This window comes from Bacillus sp. B4EP4a (genome assembly GCF_006680105.1).
GTDB lineage: Bacteria > Bacillota > Bacilli > Bacillales > DSM-1321 > Peribacillus > Peribacillus simplex_E.
In genome coordinates, this window is the sequence record NZ_VHIK01000006.1 from 1 (window position 1) to 16,908 (window position 16,908).

General features: G+C 40.4%; 21 protein-coding genes and 2 other annotated features. Of the genes, 6 read left to right on the forward strand and 15 right to left on the reverse strand.

Going from position 1 to position 16,908, the window contains the following annotated elements; genetic code table 11:
* Nucleotides 1-174: 174 nt before the first annotated feature.
* Nucleotides 175-456, reverse strand: coding sequence for an Fpa/YlaN family protein (locus FNK51_RS03240; RefSeq protein WP_098371113.1), 282 nt, complete (start codon nt 454-456; stop codon nt 175-177).
* A 221-nt stretch (nt 457-677) separates the two neighbouring features.
* Between FNK51_RS03240 and FNK51_RS03245 the strand changes: the two genes are divergently transcribed.
* Entirely contained in the window at nt 678-1,181 is a 504-nt protein-coding gene (locus tag FNK51_RS03245) for a hypothetical protein (RefSeq protein ID WP_098371114.1), read from the forward strand.
* 64 nt (nt 1,182-1,245) lie between these two features.
* On the opposite strand, the gene FNK51_RS03250 is transcribed toward FNK51_RS03245, so the two are convergent.
* Nucleotides 1,246-2,577, reverse strand: coding sequence for a PhoH family protein (locus FNK51_RS03250; RefSeq protein WP_141992427.1), 1,332 nt, complete (start codon nt 2,575-2,577; stop codon nt 1,246-1,248).
* Between the two features lie 267 nt (nt 2,578-2,844).
* Between FNK51_RS03250 and FNK51_RS03255 the strand changes: the two genes are divergently transcribed.
* From FNK51_RS03255 to FNK51_RS03265, 3 genes are all read left to right on the forward strand, one after another.
* Nucleotides 2,845-3,444: a YhcN/YlaJ family sporulation lipoprotein gene (locus tag FNK51_RS03255; RefSeq protein WP_141992428.1), complete on the forward strand. Its 600-nt coding sequence runs from the start codon at nt 2,845-2,847 to the stop codon at nt 3,442-3,444.
* 159 nt (nt 3,445-3,603) lie between these two features.
* On the forward strand, nt 3,604-3,804 hold the full coding sequence (locus FNK51_RS03260) for a YlaI family protein (protein ID WP_072272690.1): 201 nt from the start codon (nt 3,604-3,606) through the stop codon (nt 3,802-3,804).
* A complete protein-coding gene (locus FNK51_RS03265) occupies nt 3,788-4,219 on the forward strand; it encodes a hypothetical protein (RefSeq protein ID WP_141992429.1) in 432 nt (143 codons plus the stop codon). Before FNK51_RS03260 ends, FNK51_RS03265 begins: the two co-directional genes overlap by 17 nt.
* Before the next feature lie 38 nt (nt 4,220-4,257).
* Here FNK51_RS03265 and FNK51_RS03270 read toward each other — a convergent pair whose 3' ends face one another.
* The 3 genes from FNK51_RS03270 to typA are packed head-to-tail and all read right to left on the reverse strand — an operon-like array spanning nt 4,258 to nt 6,725.
* A complete protein-coding gene (locus FNK51_RS03270; RefSeq protein WP_076367911.1) occupies nt 4,258-4,542 on the reverse strand; it encodes a hypothetical protein in 285 nt (94 codons plus the stop codon).
* A 4-nt stretch (nt 4,543-4,546) separates the two neighbouring features.
* Nucleotides 4,547-4,855 (reverse strand): YlaH-like family protein, encoded by a 309-nt coding sequence (locus FNK51_RS03275; protein ID WP_141992430.1) that lies wholly within the window; start codon nt 4,853-4,855, stop codon nt 4,547-4,549.
* A 22-nt stretch (nt 4,856-4,877) separates the two neighbouring features.
* Nucleotides 4,878-6,725: a translational GTPase TypA gene (typA, locus tag FNK51_RS03280; RefSeq protein WP_141992431.1), complete on the reverse strand. Its 1,848-nt coding sequence runs from the start codon at nt 6,723-6,725 to the stop codon at nt 4,878-4,880.
* Between the two features lie 124 nt (nt 6,726-6,849).
* Here typA and FNK51_RS03285 point away from each other — a divergent pair, with 124 nt between their 5' ends.
* Complete coding sequence (locus FNK51_RS03285) at nt 6,850-7,032, forward strand: YlaF family protein (RefSeq protein ID WP_034314013.1); 183 nt, start codon at nt 6,850-6,852, stop codon at nt 7,030-7,032.
* A gap of 111 nt (nt 7,033-7,143) precedes the next feature.
* Here FNK51_RS03285 and FNK51_RS03290 read toward each other — a convergent pair whose 3' ends face one another.
* Together FNK51_RS03290 and FNK51_RS03295 are read right to left on the reverse strand one after the other, a co-directional pair.
* Nucleotides 7,144-7,947 carry an inositol monophosphatase family protein gene (locus tag FNK51_RS03290; protein WP_098371119.1) on the reverse strand — a complete coding sequence of 268 codons (804 nt, stop codon included), beginning with the start codon at nt 7,945-7,947 and terminating at the stop codon, nt 7,144-7,146.
* Nucleotides 7,948-8,355: 408 nt separating this feature from the next.
* Complete coding sequence (locus FNK51_RS03295) at nt 8,356-8,553, reverse strand: hypothetical protein (protein ID WP_034314018.1); 198 nt, start codon at nt 8,551-8,553, stop codon at nt 8,356-8,358.
* Between the two features lie 194 nt (nt 8,554-8,747).
* On the opposite strand from FNK51_RS03295, the gene FNK51_RS03300 reads away from it, so the two are divergent.
* Nucleotides 8,748-9,368, forward strand: coding sequence for a DUF1054 domain-containing protein (locus FNK51_RS03300; protein WP_141992432.1), 621 nt, complete (start codon nt 8,748-8,750; stop codon nt 9,366-9,368).
* 92 nt (nt 9,369-9,460) lie between these two features.
* Here the strand turns inward: FNK51_RS03300 and trpA are convergent, their stop codons facing one another.
* The 8 genes from trpA to FNK51_RS03335 all read right to left on the reverse strand — a co-directional run bounded on the left by trpA (nt 9,461) and on the right by FNK51_RS03335 (nt 16,902).
* The gene (gene trpA, locus FNK51_RS03305) at nt 9,461-10,240 is read right to left on the reverse strand and encodes a tryptophan synthase subunit alpha (protein ID WP_098371121.1); all 780 of its coding nucleotides are present in this window, start codon (nt 10,238-10,240) and stop codon (nt 9,461-9,463) included.
* Complete coding sequence (gene trpB / locus FNK51_RS03310) at nt 10,233-11,438, reverse strand: tryptophan synthase subunit beta (RefSeq protein WP_098371122.1); 1,206 nt, start codon at nt 11,436-11,438, stop codon at nt 10,233-10,235. Before trpB ends, trpA begins: the two co-directional genes overlap by 8 nt.
* 4 nt (nt 11,439-11,442) lie before the next feature.
* Nucleotides 11,443-12,057, reverse strand: coding sequence for a phosphoribosylanthranilate isomerase (locus FNK51_RS26355; protein WP_181762166.1), 615 nt, complete (start codon nt 12,055-12,057; stop codon nt 11,443-11,445).
* Between the two features lie 10 nt (nt 12,058-12,067).
* On the reverse strand, nt 12,068-12,844 hold the full coding sequence (gene trpC / locus FNK51_RS26360) for an indole-3-glycerol phosphate synthase TrpC (protein WP_181762167.1): 777 nt from the start codon (nt 12,842-12,844) through the stop codon (nt 12,068-12,070).
* Complete coding sequence (trpD, locus tag FNK51_RS03320; RefSeq protein ID WP_098371125.1) at nt 12,844-13,866, reverse strand: anthranilate phosphoribosyltransferase; 1,023 nt, start codon at nt 13,864-13,866, stop codon at nt 12,844-12,846. The genes trpC and trpD overlap by 1 nt, the downstream gene beginning before the upstream one ends.
* Before the next feature lie 23 nt (nt 13,867-13,889).
* On the reverse strand, nt 13,890-14,495 hold the full coding sequence (locus FNK51_RS03325) for an anthranilate synthase component II (protein ID WP_098371126.1): 606 nt from the start codon (nt 14,493-14,495) through the stop codon (nt 13,890-13,892).
* The gene (gene trpE, locus FNK51_RS03330; protein WP_098371127.1) at nt 14,492-15,886 is read right to left on the reverse strand and encodes an anthranilate synthase component I; all 1,395 of its coding nucleotides are present in this window, start codon (nt 15,884-15,886) and stop codon (nt 14,492-14,494) included. Before trpE ends, FNK51_RS03325 begins: the two co-directional genes overlap by 4 nt.
* A 170-nt stretch (nt 15,887-16,056) precedes the next feature.
* Nucleotides 16,057-16,294 (reverse strand) — a binding site (T-box leader).
* A gap of 35 nt (nt 16,295-16,329) precedes the next feature.
* Nucleotides 16,330-16,560: a binding site (T-box leader), on the reverse strand.
* Nucleotides 16,561-16,626: 66 nt separating this feature from the next.
* Nucleotides 16,627-16,902, reverse strand: a complete 276-nt coding sequence (locus FNK51_RS03335; RefSeq protein ID WP_098371129.1) for a UPF0223 family protein — start codon at nt 16,900-16,902, stop codon at nt 16,627-16,629.
* Nucleotides 16,903-16,908 lie beyond the last annotated feature (6 nt).

The window sequence follows — 16,908 nt, forward strand, 5'->3', positions numbered from 1 at the left end:
AATTTCATCGAAAATTAAAAAAATAAAAAAAACAAAAAAATAAAAAACACAATTGAGCTTCTACTGATTAATTAGTATGTCACTATTGAATATAGTATAACACTATTAATTATGTATATAAATAAAAAACTCAAACAATCATCGAGATTTGTTTGAGTTAGTATGTTTTATCTATTATTTTTTTAATGATGCTTCATGCAAAACTGACAATTCCTGTTCAAGGGCCTCCAAAAGGGATTTACCCTCGGTTTCCTCTACCAAACCTAATCGTACGGCAAAATCAATTTCTCGTGATAGGCCGAACATTTGTGTATCAAGTACCTCTTCATATAAAGGACATTGAGGCATTGTGAGATTTTCCATTTGAACTTTTATCAGTTTTAGAATCTTGTCAGCATCTGCTTTTAATAAAGCATAAGCTTTTTCTCGATGATTGACAAGCATATCAGATGCCATGTTAAATCCCCCCGCTCAGAGCGATTAAATCTTATCTCTAAATTCTACCTTTAGTTTTGTGAAAAAGCAAGGACATTGACAAACAATTTGCCATTGGGATATCACTGCCACCTCTCAAATGAATATATCCAGCCATGGAAATTGTTCACCATCGTGTAGATGTGACATTTCAATTATAATTGATTATAATCATTAAAGAGCAACAGAAAGGAATGAGATATTTGGAACCTATCGTATTTATAAATGGAAAAGTGAAATATCCAATTACGCTAGATCCTGGAGTATGGATTTTTGATGACCGTAAAGTTGAAATCGATACATATTTCCACGCTGAAAGAGTCCAAGTCAATGAATTAGAAGAATATACGATTGCCGCCTCCAAACATTGGCAAAAAGAAATACAGGAAGGCGCAATAATGCCACCCACAATAAAAACGGAACGAAAGTTCGAGAAGCAAAGATTGCTGGAAGGGACTTTCGGCATCCCTTTTGAACCTTTTTTAAAAAATGCCGAACCTGAAAATGGGGTAACTGAAGTCATCGTTACAACCGATAATGAGGAGCTTACATTCCCGTTGGAAACGGCACTTGAATTTTTCCTGGGCTTTTCCAAGGATGGAAAGCCGCTTAAAATATCTGATGGCGGCCCTATGGAAATTTATTTCGGAGACGCTTCCAACATCAATGATCCGATAAAAAATGTACGGTCTTTCACTGTTAAATAAGACTTAGTCCATTCTTACCGAAATCTTTAGAGCAATCGGCAAGGGACATCCCTTGCCGATTGGATTATAAAAGCGTAGCTGCGAGTTGGGCCAATCCAGATCTTTCCCCTTTTATCAATTTAACATGGCCGGCAATGCGCTCTGTCTTGAATTTTTCCACCACATAGGTCAAACCATTATTATATTCATCTAAATAAGGATGATCTATTTGCTCCGGATCCCCCATTAATACAATTTTGCTTCGCTCCCCGACTCTCGTCAAGATGGTCTTGACCTCATGTTTTGTTAAGTTCTGCGCTTCATCGATGATGATGAACTGATCCGGGATGCTCCTTCCCCTGATATAGGTCAAGGCTTCCACTTCAATCGAACTCATGCCAGCTAGAATGGCATCCAATTCCCCAGGTTTTTTCGTATTGAATAAAAATTGGAGATTATCGAAAATAGGCTGCATCCAAGGTCTTAATTTTTCTTCTTTTTCCCCTGGCAGATAACCAATATCTTTACCAACAGGAACAATTGGCCTGGCAACCAGAAGTTTCTTATATTGTGACAAATCTTCAGTTTGCATCAATCCTGTAGCCAATGCCAATAAAGTCTTGCCTGTCCCCGCCTTACCAATGAGCGTCACAAGCTGGATATCCGAACGAAGCAATAAATCAAGGGCCATCGTCTGCTGGACATTTCTCGGTTTAATTCCCCAAATATGTTCCCCTTCATACATCAATTTCTTGACTAGCCTGCAGTTCTCATCCACTATCCCAATCGCAGAAGCTGAACTCCCCAGCGTGTCCTTCATCAACAGGAATTGATTTGGGTAATATGAATCTTTTGTCAGTTCCTCCAGTGCCAGAAAACTTTTTTCATAAAACTTATTCAGATTATCAATCGATACAAACACTTCTTTGTGCCCAGCGTATATATGGTCCAGTTCTACGACACGATCATTTAAAAAGTCCTCTGCCTCAAGTCCGATGGCATCGGCTTTAACCCTGACGAGAGTATCTTTGCTTACCAAAATGACCGTTTTTCCATCTTCCTTCGTCTCTTCTTCCAAAGATAAATTTTTCGCGACTGCCAATATCCTGTTATCATTCGTTTTCTCCACAAAAATTTCCTGAAGCTTATGAAATGAACGGTGGTTGAGTTCAATCCTTATGCTGCCTCCATTATGAAGCGGAACGCTCTGATGAAGCTTCCCTTTTTCACGAAAGCTATCGATCAATTTCGATACTTGCCTGGCATTCCTTCCGATTTCATCCATATACCGTTTTTTCGAATCCAATTCTTCTAATACGACTGCCGGAATGACAACTTCATTATCTTCGAATGAATAAATCGAGTACGGATCCTGCAACAGGACATTCGTATCTAAAACATAGATTTTTTTCCCCAATATGACGCCTCCTGCCTGCTCTTTAGGATATGCCTTACCATTTACTACACTCAGAAGTTATGTAGCGGACGAGACTGTTGATAAAATATATGTTCATTTGCATAAAGATAGAAGAACATTTACAGACTATAAAGAAAACTTCCAGCAAAAAATGCTATCCCCAACATTGAAGACAACATGTTTGGCTGCATTTTATACTTACATGAATCAGACTTGGGCAATGGTGGACAGGCTGGAACCAACAAAAAACATTAAGGAGGTTGCACTTTGCAAAAATTCATATTGTCGCTCGCTGCTGTTCTGTTGATGACAGGTTGCTCAATGAATAATAAAAATGAAGTGTCTGAAAATAATGCGAAAAACAATTTAACGAAAGTCAATAACTCGACCATTAAGGAAGCAGACAGAAATACAGGTCAGCAAACAGCGGAAAGACTCACAGGTTTGGCTAAATCCATACCTGAGGTGAACGATGCCACCGCAGTCGTACTTGGCAAATATGCCATCGTCGGAATAGATATCGACCAAGATATTGAGCGTTCACAGGTCGGAACGATAAAGTACTCAGTTGGAGAAACTTTAAAACATGATCCTGAAGGTGCATATGCCCTCATCGTCGCTGACCCGGATATAAATGAGCGGATCAGGGAGGTAGCCAGAGACATTAAAGACGGTAAACCGGTAACCGGGATACTAAATGAACTGGCTGACATCACAAGCCGGGTCATTCCTGAGGTTCCTGGTGATATTTTAACCCCAACGCCGTCCAAGAACATTGAAAAGGAAAAAAATAAACTTGATGATGAAACGGAAAGAAAAGAACTCGATAAAGAGCAAAATGATCAATCCAATCACTTTAAAGAATGAATACTCCTAACCCGAAGTCAATCTTCGGGTTTTTGTCTTTATCCGCCATGAACCAAGTAACGTTAACGTTCATATGTTAGTTTCACTTTATCCTCGTTTTACCATAAAAATATTGGTATACTTAAAAGCATATTCAAATTGAAGTGAGGTTCAACTAATATGAAGGTAAAATGTGTAATATGCGACCAAATTGAATCTATACCTGATGATAGCCCAGAAGCTAAGAAACTTCGCAACCGCCCTATACATACCTATATGTGCAATACATGCAACCAACGCATAGAAGAGCGTACGAACGAACGGATTGCAACCGGAAACTTCCGTCTTTACCGGACAATCAAAAATGAAGATGAATGGTAGAATAAATTATAAAGTTTCCCTGATTGGTCTCACCAATGGAATTCTGCTTGGATTGATAATGAAGTGGGTCGAATTGTTTTCCGGTAAACAAGTTTATAAGCTCCTATTGAATGTGGATTTCCTTCCTGTAATCGGATCTGTTTCCTGGAGCGAGGCAACATTGTTCTTTTTCCATCTCCTTTTCTCACTGGCAATTACGTTCAGTTACGTTTATATTCTTCGTCCTTTGAAGATTTTCAGGAATTGGAACAAATACACACTTGCATTTTTCACGATCATGCCGGCAATCATGCTTTACTTCCCATTATCGACGCTGTCGAAAACAGAAGCTGTCCTTCCTTCTGATTTGACAGCTTTCTTTTTGTGGACAATCTTACATCTTTTTTACGGACTTTTCCTCCCCAAAGCACTATAAAAAAGAACCATGCGTATATCGCACGGTTCTTTTTATCATTACTCGATATTTTTATACTTATCTGGCTCTAACTGTATTTGGTCTAACATGATATCAATCAATTCAATCGGATAACGCTGCTTTTTCATTTCGTCCCCCAAAAGATACTCGACGAAATAAAAAGGTTCTGTTTTTGAAACCGAATCGATTATCACCTGATGATCATCTTTCAACATCTGCATAAAGAACATTTCTGTATCACGCGCAGCTGTATCATCAGGTCTTGCATCACAGACAACTTTGATCGTCAACCAATTGTATAAAGCATCCTGTAATGATTTCATCATCTTAAGCCTGTTCTTCTTTTCTTGAATTATGAAGACGGAATCTATAGATCCCAAGAACAAGTGAAGCGATGACTAATGCTTCCCCCATAGGAAGAAACACCGCAAAGAAAGAAAGAAGGGTACATCCAAGTGCCATTACCGCATAAATGACCACATTTTTTAGCAAAGGTAACTTTTTGGCAAAACCTAACTGATAGACAAGGATGCATAATCCAAAGATCGTCAAATATAAATACCACATTCCTGCTTCAGGATTTTCATCCACTCGGTACAATGCTGCAAAAAATGATAATCGCTCTTGGATATCCAATCTTTTCTCCTCCTCTTGCTATTTATTTTTCTTCAACAGCAACTTTTTTTCTTTTAGCTGCTCTTTCACGTTCGTTTTTATCAAGAATTTTTTTACGAAGACGGATTGAGTCCGGAGTTACTTCACAGTACTCGTCATCGTTCAAATATTCTAGAGCTTCTTCAAGTGACATGATTCTTGGTTTTTTCATGGAAGAAGTTTGGTCTTTATTTGCTGAACGCATATTTGTCATTTGTTTCGCTTTAACGATATTGACAGTTAAATCGCTATCACGGTTATGTTCCCCGACGATCATGCCTTCATAAATATCCGTACCTGGCTCAACGAAAATAACCCCGCGGTCTTCTACTTGCATAATACCATATTGTGTAGTTTTTCCTGATTCCATGGATACAAGAACACCTTGACGTCTTCCGCCGACTTGACCTTGGGCCATTGGTTGGTAGCTGTCAAATGAATGGTTCATGATACCATATCCACGTGTAATCGTTAAGAACTCAGTTGAATAGCCAATAAGTCCGCGAGCTGGAATCGTGAACAATAAACGAACTTGACCGCTTCCGCTATTGATCATATCCAACAATTCACCTTTACGGGCTCCCATTGATTCCATGATCGAACCAGTGTGCTCCTCAGGTACGTCGATTTGTACACGTTCAACTGGCTCACAACGGACACCGTCAATCAAGCGAACGATAACTTCCGGTTTAGAAACTTGCAGTTCATAACCTTCACGTCTCATGTTTTCGATCAGGATGGAAAGGTGAAGCTCCCCACGGCCTGAAACAATCCAGACATCCGGAGAATCAGTATTTTCAACTCGTAAGCTGACATCCGTTTGCAATTGGTTTTTCAAACGCTCTTCAATTTTACGAGCTGTGACGAATTTACCTTCACGGCCTGCGAATGGGCTGTTATTTACAAGGAAAGTCATTTGTAATGTTGGCTCATCGATACGTAGAATTGGAAGGGCATCAGGATGTTCAGTCGGACAAACCGTTTCCCCTACGTTAATATCTTCCATACCTGAAACGGCAATTAAATCACCGGCAACGGCTTCTTGGATTTCAACTTTCTTCAAGCCAATATAACCAAAGATTTTCGTTACACGGAATTGTTTAACCTTCCCATCAAGTTTCATTAATGAAACTTGTTGACCTACATGCATTTTACCGCGGAATACACGGCCAACCCCGATACGTCCTACATAATCATTATAGTCAAGTAAAGCCACTTGGAATTGAAGCGGTTCATCTGAGTTATCAATTGGTGCTGGGATCGTTTCGACGATTGTTTCGAAAAGTGGGGTCATGTCTTTTTCTTGTTTAGTAGGATCTGAATCCAGGCTTGCAGTACCAGCAATACCTGAAGTGAAGACAACTGGGAAGTCTAACTGTTCTTCTTCAGCTCCTAGTTCGATGAATAAGTCAATTACTTCATCGACCACTTCATTTGGACGTGCAGAATCTTTATCGATTTTGTTCACGACAACGATTGGTGTAATCTTTTGTTCCAATGCTTTTTTCAACACGAAGCGAGTTTGCGGCATACAGCCTTCATATGCATCAACAACAAGAAGAACGCCATCAACCATTTTCATGATCCGTTCCACTTCACCACCAAAGTCGGCATGACCAGGTGTATCCAAAATATTGATTCTTGTATCTTGGTATTGAACTGCTGTATTTTTCGCAAGAATCGTGATTCCGCGTTCTTTTTCAATCGCATTAGAATCCATCGCACGTTCTTCCACATGTTCATTTTCACGGAAAGTACCAGATTGCTTAAGCAACTGATCCACTAACGTCGTTTTACCATGGTCAACGTGGGCAATGATGGCTATATTACGAATATTTTCTCTTAATTTCAAAAAATTCACTCCTAAAAAAGTTTGTGTATAACGTATCACTAGTATTAGCTTACATATTATATCACAAACATACTAGAAACAAATACAGAAATTATGTACAATAGATATATTAGGGGTGATATTAATGAACATTAAATGGAATTTCTTAATATTAGCGGTATTGGCAACATCCAGCATTGGCTCCATTGGCATCTTCATTGCTGAGAAGAGCTTGATTGGAATATTAGCTGCAATCGTCATTCTTTGCGGAATCATGGGGTTCGGTTTCACTCAGAAGAAGAAATTGCGTGAAGCCGGGAAGTTATAATATAAAAAACTCGCTGACAGACAGCGAGTTTTTTTTTGTTAATTATTTCATAACGAACATTTAAATCCATACGTCCCAAACTTTGGTACTGCCTTCAATTAGGCCTTGATACTAATGACTGGAATTTCCTGATAAGTATTTATCGAATACTTCTTTATGGAGCCCTGGTTTAGATACGAAAAGTGAGTCACCTTTTAAGAAATCCAATTTGTCACCTTTAATATTACTAACTTCCCCGCCCACTTCCTCAACCAGTAAAACTCCTCCGGCAAAGTCCCAAGGCATGAGTCTCATGGTTATGTATGCATCAATCCTTCCAGCTGCTACGAAAGCCAGCTCCAATGCTGCGGAGCCATAAGAACGTGTCCCTCTTGCATCCCGAACTAGCGGTGCCAAAAGATTCGGATCGATTCTTCGGTTTTCCGTTACCCAGCTTGCATTAATGGAAATTATCGCTTTGCTTACTGATGCCTCTTCAAGAGATGGCAGCCTTTGATCATTCAGAAATGCTCCTTGCCCCTTAATCGCATGATATAATTCATCACTAAAGACATCATAAACCATGCCGATTTTTCCGATGCCATCCACATAAACCCCAAGGGAAATTGCAAAATTCCTCTGTTGATGAATGAAATTCAACGTTCCATCAATTGGATCGATGATCCACACAGTACCTTTTAGGTCTTTAATATCATTGCCCATTCCCTCTTCCCCGAATATGCGGTGTTCAGGGAAAACTTCGTTGATTTTTTCGCAAAAAAACTTTTCTATCCCCTTATCCATATTAGTAACCAAATCATTCGGATTCGTTTTCATTTCAATATTCAACTTGGTTTTAAAGGACGCCCTTAGCCTAGTACCCGCTTCTTTCATCCATAACTTCGCATATGTATCCATTTCCTTGACCGATGCCATTATAATATCCCCGTCCTTTGTGATCAGAAACTACATTAAAATGATCCTTTTCTAAAGATTAAAGCAAATATAGCTTGCCTTCAAGTTTTTAACATCTTAAATTTTCCATTTTTTTAACATGAGGAAAGAAGATTCCTTGACCACCTATCCATTAATCGGTTTTCGCAATTATGAGCTAGCCAGCACAAATACTTTCAAGCCACTTTGAATTTACGTTTCCCTTCCTTATTAAAGGGACCTGGACTAAATAAAATACTACCTTATATATTATATTGGACATTTAATGAAAAACGGACACATTATTTTTTAATAAAATAAAGTGTCCGCTCATCTATAATAAAATTCCTTGTATTGAAATTGATTCATTTCCTTTATTCATTCTCCTTCAAGATCTCTGCAGCCAATCAGTTACAAGGCTTTCAGTTTCAACAATTCCAAGCGGATGCGTTCTAGCCTTTGCTTGCATTGTGACCTCTTTTGGTCATTTTCTTCACCGATTGCTTCAAAAAGGGTTGCTAATTCATAGTCCATTTCCATCCTTAACACTGCAGCTCTATGTCTTTCAACTTCTTTAGCTTTTAATGCTTGGTTCATGACTTGTTTCATAATTAACATTCTCCCTTCATCAATTAACGTAATTTTCTGAATTTATTTTATCATATGACTTCCTACCTCAAATAGCAACTAATTTGTGCTATAACCTATAAGGAATTTTACATGCCAACCCAAATCGTATTTTTTTATATATTACTTTTACTTATGCTACAATATGTGCAGATATTACGGTAGGAGAGATGAAAATGAATATAGCAAGTTTTACAGCAGATGATTTTGATGTTTTTAAAATTGATGGATTGGAACCGCGCATGGATGCTTTAAAAGAACGGATCCAGCCCAAATTACAAGCACTTGGAGAGCACTTTTCTCAAAAACTGTCAGTTATGACCGGCGATGAAATGCACCCTCATGTTGCAAAGCATGCTAGACGGTCAGTGAATCCTCCTAAAGATACTTGGGTTGCTTTCGCTGCCAATAGCAGAGGTTATAAAATGATGCCGCATTTCCAAATCGGGTTATGGGAAACGCATATGTTCATCTGGTATGCCGTGATTTATGAAGCCCCTAATAAAACTGAAATCGGAAAGAAACTGGAGCAGCAGGCAAGCCGATTAGTCAATAGCATTCCCTCCCATTATGTTTGGTCAATTGACCATACAAAACCTGATGTCATCAATCATGATGGTCTTGGAGTAGATGATTTGAATTCAATGTTCACTCGTTTGCAAACTGTAAAAAAAGCCGAAATCCTTTGCGGTATAAAAATTTCCCGTGATGACGCTATTAAGTTAAAAGATGATGATTTCATTCAAACCATTCAAGATGCGTTTGAACATCTTTTACCCTTATATCAATTAAATTAAACACAGTTGCTTCGTATTCGGATTGAATATCGGGTGCCTTCAATTATTAAACTGGTTAAGAAAAAAGGAGAGCCTTAATGGCTCTCCTTTCCTCATTTTTGCACTACTCCTTTGCTTGCTTGTATCAAATCACCAATTTGATCTTCCTTACCTGTCTCGAAGCATTCGATGATCTTGCTGCCGACAATGACACCATCGCAGTATTGTATTGCATCACGGACATGATCTGGCGTCGATATGCCGAACCCAGCAAGAACGGGAACCGGACTTATCTCTTTTACCTTCTTTAAATAGCCTCCAAGTTCTTCCCCAAAGGCGTCACGGGCACCCGTAATGCCTTTGACTGTAACTGCGTAGATGAATCCCTCCGCCCCTGCAGTAATCTCAGTGATACGCTCTTTCGAAGACGTGAGTGTCACAAGTCGGATAAGAACGATCCCTGCAGTTTTGATTGATGAAAAGATGGCTTCTTCTTCAATCGGTAAATCGGGGATGATGCACCCGGAAATCCCTGCATTGAGACAGTCATTCGTAAACTCTTTAAGTCCATATGCCAGGATCGAATTCGTATATCCCATTAAAATAATTGGGATGGTCACTTCATTTTTGATTTCCATTACTTTTTTCAGGACATCTTTTAAAGTTGTTCCATTTTCCAAAGATCTGATGCCGGCTTGTTGGATAACCGGTCCATCAGCGACAGGATCAGAGAATGGTATACCTAGTTCAACGGCAGTCGCACCGCTGTTTTCAAGAAAAAGAAGCTGGCTCTTTAACCGTTCAAGCCCTCCATCCCCTGCCATAATATAAGGGATGAATGCTTTTTCCTTCTTTGTTTGACATTCTTCAAGAGCATTTGTTAATTTATTCATGTTCACTCCCCCCCATCAATGATTGGACCGTTTCAACATCCTTATCACCACGGCCGGACAGGCAAATCACCAGTCCTGTTCCTTTCTCCATTTCTTTAGCAAGCTTTAAACCGTAGGAAATGGCATGTGAACTTTCTAAAGCAGGGATGATCCCTTCCTCCCTTGAAAGCATCGCTAGAGCTTCCAAGGCTTCATCATCGGTTACGGAAGTATATTTCACCCGATTTGTATCTTTTAAGTAACTATGTTCAGGCCCTACCCCTGGATAATCCAGCCCTGCAGAAATTGAATGTGCCTCCTGGATCTGACCGTCCTCGTTCTGCAGTACATACATGAATGCCCCGTGGAGCACCCCAGGTTTCCCCTTAGTCAAACTTGAAGCGTGTAATGGTGTTTCAAGTCCATGCCCTGCCGCTTCCACTCCGTATAATTTTACCGTTTCATCCTCAATGAACGGATAAAACATTCCCATTGCATTACTTCCTCCGCCTATGCAAGCAACTACTGCATCCGGTAGGGAGTGAACCACCTCCGAATATTGACGCTTTGTTTCATTCCCTATCACGCTTTGAAAATCACGTACAATAACGGGGAATGGATGCGGACCAAGAACTGATCCCATTATATAATGGGTGTCATCCACATTCGCCACCCAATATCGTAACGCCTCATTCACTGCATCCTTCAGTGTCCCGCTTCCTTGTGATACAGATATGACCTTGGCTCCCAAAAGCTCCATCCTGAATACATTCAATTTCTGTCTCCTGATATCTTCTTCTCCCATAAAGATGATGCATTCCAACTTCAGCAAAGCACACACAGTCGCCGTTGCAACCCCATGCTGTCCTGCACCCGTTTCGGCAATCACCTTTTTCTTGCCCATTTTCTGAGTCAGCAATGCCTGACCGATCGTATTATTTATTTTGTGGGCTCCGGTATGATTCAAGTCTTCTCGCTTCAGATAAATATCTGCACCACCTGCAAGCCTCGTTAAGTTCTCCGCAAAATAAAGTGGTGTTTCCCGACCGATATACTGTTTCAGGTAATAATTTAGCTGCCTTTGGAATTCAGGATCATTTTTAGATTGTTCATATACTTCTTCAAGCTCCGTAATCGCCGCCATTAAAGTTTCCGGAACGAAACGGCCTCCATATGCTCCAAAATGTCCAGTTTTATCAGGCTGTGTATAAGTGTTCATCAATTCATTCCTCTTTTCCGGCTGTATATTTTGCCTCATTAATAAATGCCTTTATTTTTACGGCATCTTTTAATCCGTTTGTTTCAACGCCGCTGGCTACATCAACTGCGAATGGTGAAACGGCATTAATCGCTTTTCCGACATTTTCCGGAGTCAGCCCACCCGCTAGAATTACCTTCCCCAGTGGCAGATCCGCTTTTCGGATCATATCCCAATCCAAAGTCAATCCCTTTCCAGATGAACTCTTAGGAAGATCTACTAATAGATAATCTGCTGGGTATTCATGAAGGTTTTCAAGGTCTTTCTCTGAATTGACGGCAAAGGCCTTGATAACCGGTAGGGGCATTCTGCGGGCAAAGCTGGCAGACTCGTTACCATGAAGCTGAATATAATCCAATCCTGCAATTTCAGCACTTTTTATCACTTCTTGTTCAGTTTGATTAGCAAACACTCCGACCTTTTTAACCTGTCCAGCTAGATTCGCTCCGAATTCTCCTACTATCTCTGGCTCAACCTTCCTGCTACTCTCGGCAAAAATGAAACCAATGAAGTCTGCTCCGGAACTAACAGCAGTCTGAGCGGCTGCCAATGTCTTTATCCCACAGATTTTCACTAACATATTAATCTCCTTATATACTCATTTGCAATTCGGCCATCGTGTGCGGAAGATTTGATGCAGTCATCAGTGTCTCCCCGACTAAAATCGCTTTTGCACCAGCTTCCTTCACACGCATCACGTCTTCTTTTGTTTTGATTCCACTTTCACTGATAATGATATGGCGTTTAGGATCAAGTAACTTCGCCAGTCGTTCCGTTACAGCCAAATCCACTTTGAAGGTCTTTAAATTTCGATTGTTAATCCCTATTAACTCTGCATTCAGCTCTAGAGCCCGTTCCAGTTCGGCTTCATCATGGACTTCCGTCAATACTTCAAGCCCTTTTCTTTTTGCATATTGATATAATTCATGAAGGCGTTCTTTAGAAAGTGCTGCCACAATCAATAGAATGATAGTGGCACCAGCTTGATGGGCGCGATCGATTTGGATTTCATCGATGATGAAATCTTTGCACAACCTGGGAATCCGTATGGCCTCGCTTACGATTCTCAAATCTGCAATTGATCCTTTAAAGAAAACCTCATCCGTCAATACGGATATCGCTGCCGCTCCGCCACTTTCATATGAAAGGGCCTGCTCGATCGGATTTACATTGATTTTAATGTCCCCTTTTGAAGGGGAAGCCCGTTTTATTTCCGCGATAACCGCCATCGATTTAGCCGTTTTCAAATTTTCCACTAAAGATGGTCTGACTATGTTGATCATGACCGAATCGTTTAAGCCCCTTTCTTTTAATTTTGCGACTTCCACCTTTTTCTGTTCGATGATTTTCGTTAAGATATTTTCCATTACATGACCACCTTATTTCTATTGCCATAAGCAATCAGATTTTCTAACTTTGCAAGAGCCGATCCGCTATCAAGGCTTTCTTTAGCCATGGAGATTCCCTTTTTGATCGTTGCTGCCGTACCATGTGCGTATAATCCCAATCCAGCATTCAATAAAACGGTATCACGATAGGCCCCTTTTTCCCCTTTGAGAAGCCTAAGCATGATATCGGCATTTTGTTTTGCGTCACCGCCGCGGATGGCATCATTTCCGTAAACCGGCAGATCCACTTCTTCAGGGTGCAGCGTAAATGGGATAATATCCCCTTGCTCCAAAAGCACGAGTGAATTTTCTCCCTGCAGGCTCGCTTCATCCATAAACCCGGCACCATTTATCACGACCGCGCGTTTCCTGCCTAATTTATGTAGGACTTCCGCAAAAAGCTCGAGCATATCACGTCGATTAATTCCCATTAATTGCGTGTCGAGTTGGACTGGATTTGTCAGAGGACCGATTAGATTAAATATCGTCGGGATTTTCAGTTCTTTTCTCACTTTCATTATCCGTGCAATATTAGGGTGGACCGATGGAGCAAATAAGAATGTGATCCCATTTTCCTCCAACAGTTCTTTTAACATGTCAGGCTCCAAGTACAAATTAACACCTAATTCTTCCAATACATCCGCACTCCCCGTTTTGCTTGAAATGCTGCGGTTTCCATGTTTGGCAACCTTGACACCGGCCCCGGCAAGAACGAATGCTGATGCTGTACTTATATTGAAGCTTTGTGACCCATCTCCTCCCGTTCCGCAATTATCCATAACATTAATAGAGCTTGTTCGTACACTTCTTGCTTCTTTTCTCATGACTCTGACAAGGCTTGCTATTTCACCTGCGGTTTCCCCTTTGGATTTTAGGGCAATGATGAAAGCTGCCATCTCGCTTTCGGTTATATCTTTAGAAAATAACGCTTGGGCTGCTCTGCTCATCTCTTCTTCCGTCAATGTTTGACGCTCTGCTAACTTCGCTAAATACTCCTTCACCGCTAACTCCCCCAGTCGTTTTTTTATAAGATGGATTGTTCCTTCTCAGATTGGAAGGTTCCCGCAATCTCATAAAATTGATGTAATAATTCCTTGCCGATTTTCGTCCCTATTGATTCAGGGTGGAACTGTAAACCGTAAAGCGGGAAATCTTGATGTTTCAGGGCCATAATCTCCCCATCATCCAGTGCTACTGCCGTCACAGTCAGTTCATCTGGCAAACTCGCCCTTTCAACTACAAGGGAATGGTAACGCATTACCGGGAATTGTAAGTCCTGTTTGGCAAATACACCTGTTCCATCATGTTCGATAACCGATGTTTTCCCATGCATGATTTGTTTCGCTCCAACCACATTCGCACCAAAAACCGCCCCAATGGCCTGATGCCCCAAACAAATGCCTAATAGCGGAACCTTTTCATAAAAATTACGGATGATTTCCATACTGATACCAGCATCTTCCGGCCTGCCGGGTCCCGGGGAAATGACGATTGCCATTGGATTCAGTTCCTCAATTTCCGCAAGGCTGATTTCGTCATTCCTTTTTACTATGATTTCTTTTTCCACTTCTCCTAAATATTGATAAAGGTTATAAGTGAACGAGTCATAGTTATCAATTAATAAAATCATTTTGTGTGAACCTCCATTAAAGCGCGTGCTTTATTTTGTGTTTCTTCAAATTCCGTTTTTGGATCTGAATCATATACAATTCCTGCCCCTGCCTGTACATAGGCCTTGCCATCTTTAATGATCATCGTCCGAATGGCTAATGCCATATCAAGATCCCCTCCAAAACCTATGAACCCTATCGAGCCCGAATACATCCCCCGTTTACAATTTTCCAGTTCATTGATCAGCTCCATTGCCCTGATTTTTGGAGCACCTGAGACTGTTCCGGCAGGGAGGCAGACCGTCAGCGCATCTAAACTCGTGAACCCTTCCCTAAGCTTTCCGCTAACCTTCGAAGCAATATGCATGACATGCTGATATCTTTGAATTTCCATTTCCTCGGTAAGGTGGATTGAACCGATTTCGCAAACCCTGCCAAGATCATTCCTACCCAAATCAACAAGCATCTTATGCTCGGCAAGTTCCTTTTCATCCATCAGCAGGCTTTTTTCGAAGCCTTTATCTTCTTCATCCGTTTTCCCTCTCGGTCTTGTACCGGCAATGGGATTAACATGAACCATTCCTGATGAAACACTGATCAAACTTTCTGGAGACGACCCAATAATTGTATAGTCACCAAATTCTATATAAAACATATAAGGAGAGGGGTTGGCTAAACGTAAACGACGGTAGGCATCGAAAGGCTCCCCATCGAAGTCCGCTTTGAACCTTTGTGATAAAACAACTTGGAACACTTCACCAGCTATAATCGCTGATTTAACTTCAAGGACCATTTTCTCGAATTCATCCTGACTGAAATTCGATTTGAATTCCAAATATTCCGACGATATTTCCTTTGACGGTTTGCTTGCCTGATTGATTTTTTCCTTCATCCCCAATAAACTTTTTTCACTATCTTCTTCCGCAGTCAAAAGATGGATCTTCTGTAGAACATGATCGAATATATACAGTTCTTTATAAAAGAGAAAATGAGCATCAGGCATTTGCAGAGAATCAGGAGGCACCGGACCTATATTTTCATACAGACGAATGATATCATAGCCCATATATCCGATTGCACCACCGTTAAATGGCGGAAGATGTATGGGAGCCTCTCCTATCTCCACTAGTAATTCGTTTTTTAGAAACTCGATGATATTGATGTTCTTTACAATTTGATCACCTGTTTCAGTATCTTTCACATTTACTTGGCCAGCAAGTGATGTCACTTCCAGATAAGGTTTTGAACCTAGATAGGAGTAGCGGCCGTTGTCATGATGCGAATTTGAGCTTTCCAATAAAAACTTCTGGTCACCATCTAATTTCTGAAATATGGCAATGGGTGTGTGGATATCCCCTTCAATTGTGTCCATTTTGAAACGGAGTATTTTTTTTTCATCCAAATTATTCATCTCTCAATTCCCTCCCGATTCTTATGCGCTCTTATAAACCCCTGGAAGGGAAAACCCTTTTGGCCAAGTGCCGGAGTTTTCATTTCCTCTGGTTTTTTGATTTTTTCTCTAAAAGGTATATATATTGAAATCCCAATAAAAAAATCCCCCGCAAACACAAATATGTGTCTGCAGAGGACGGTAAACCGCGGTGCCACCTCAAGTTGGAAAAACGCATCATTTTTCCCTCTCAAGCAAGAAATGAAAAATTCTTGCGATTACCCTTTAACGGTGGCAGCCGAGTTTCCCTACTTATTTCAAGAAACCACTCATAAGTCCATTCATCTTCTTATATCGTACCGGTTTCCACCTATCCCGGCTCTCTGTTACGCATCTAAAAAGATTACTACTCTCATTCATAGATTTAATTATCATTTCCATAAAAACGCAAAAAGGCCCCTCATCCAAAGGACGAGGAACCCGTGGTACCACCTTAATTAGCTAAATTAGCTCACTTTTCGGCATTAACATGCCTATCTCCACTAACGATGAGATAATCGCCAAAGCCTACTCCGTTCATCCGTTTCGGTTTGGGGCTCGGAAGTCCATTCGCTTAAATTCGTTCACCAGTTTTCAGCAACCACTGGCTCTCTGCAGAACATCATTAAGGTACTCTTCTTCGTCACTGCCTTTATCATTTTCTTGCTTATTATGTTAAAACAATCTTTTCAGTAAGTCAATGGAGTTTTCTAAAAATATTTTTAATTTTTCATTTTTATCCATTCCCCGTCATCGATTCCTTTTGCCTTCTTAATAACAAGATAGGCTGAATAAGTGCTGACTGATTCAAACTCATCCGTATACTTTTTTTCATCCGCCTTACCGGGGACTATTTCCTTGAATCTTCGGTAAGCCTTCATAAATTCTTCCTTTTGTATTTTATTTTCATAAGCCTTTTCTACAGCTTCAAAGAATTTGATCACATCTACGATTTCTTCAGTAGACCAATCAAGATCCATTGGATATTGATAATCCATACCCTA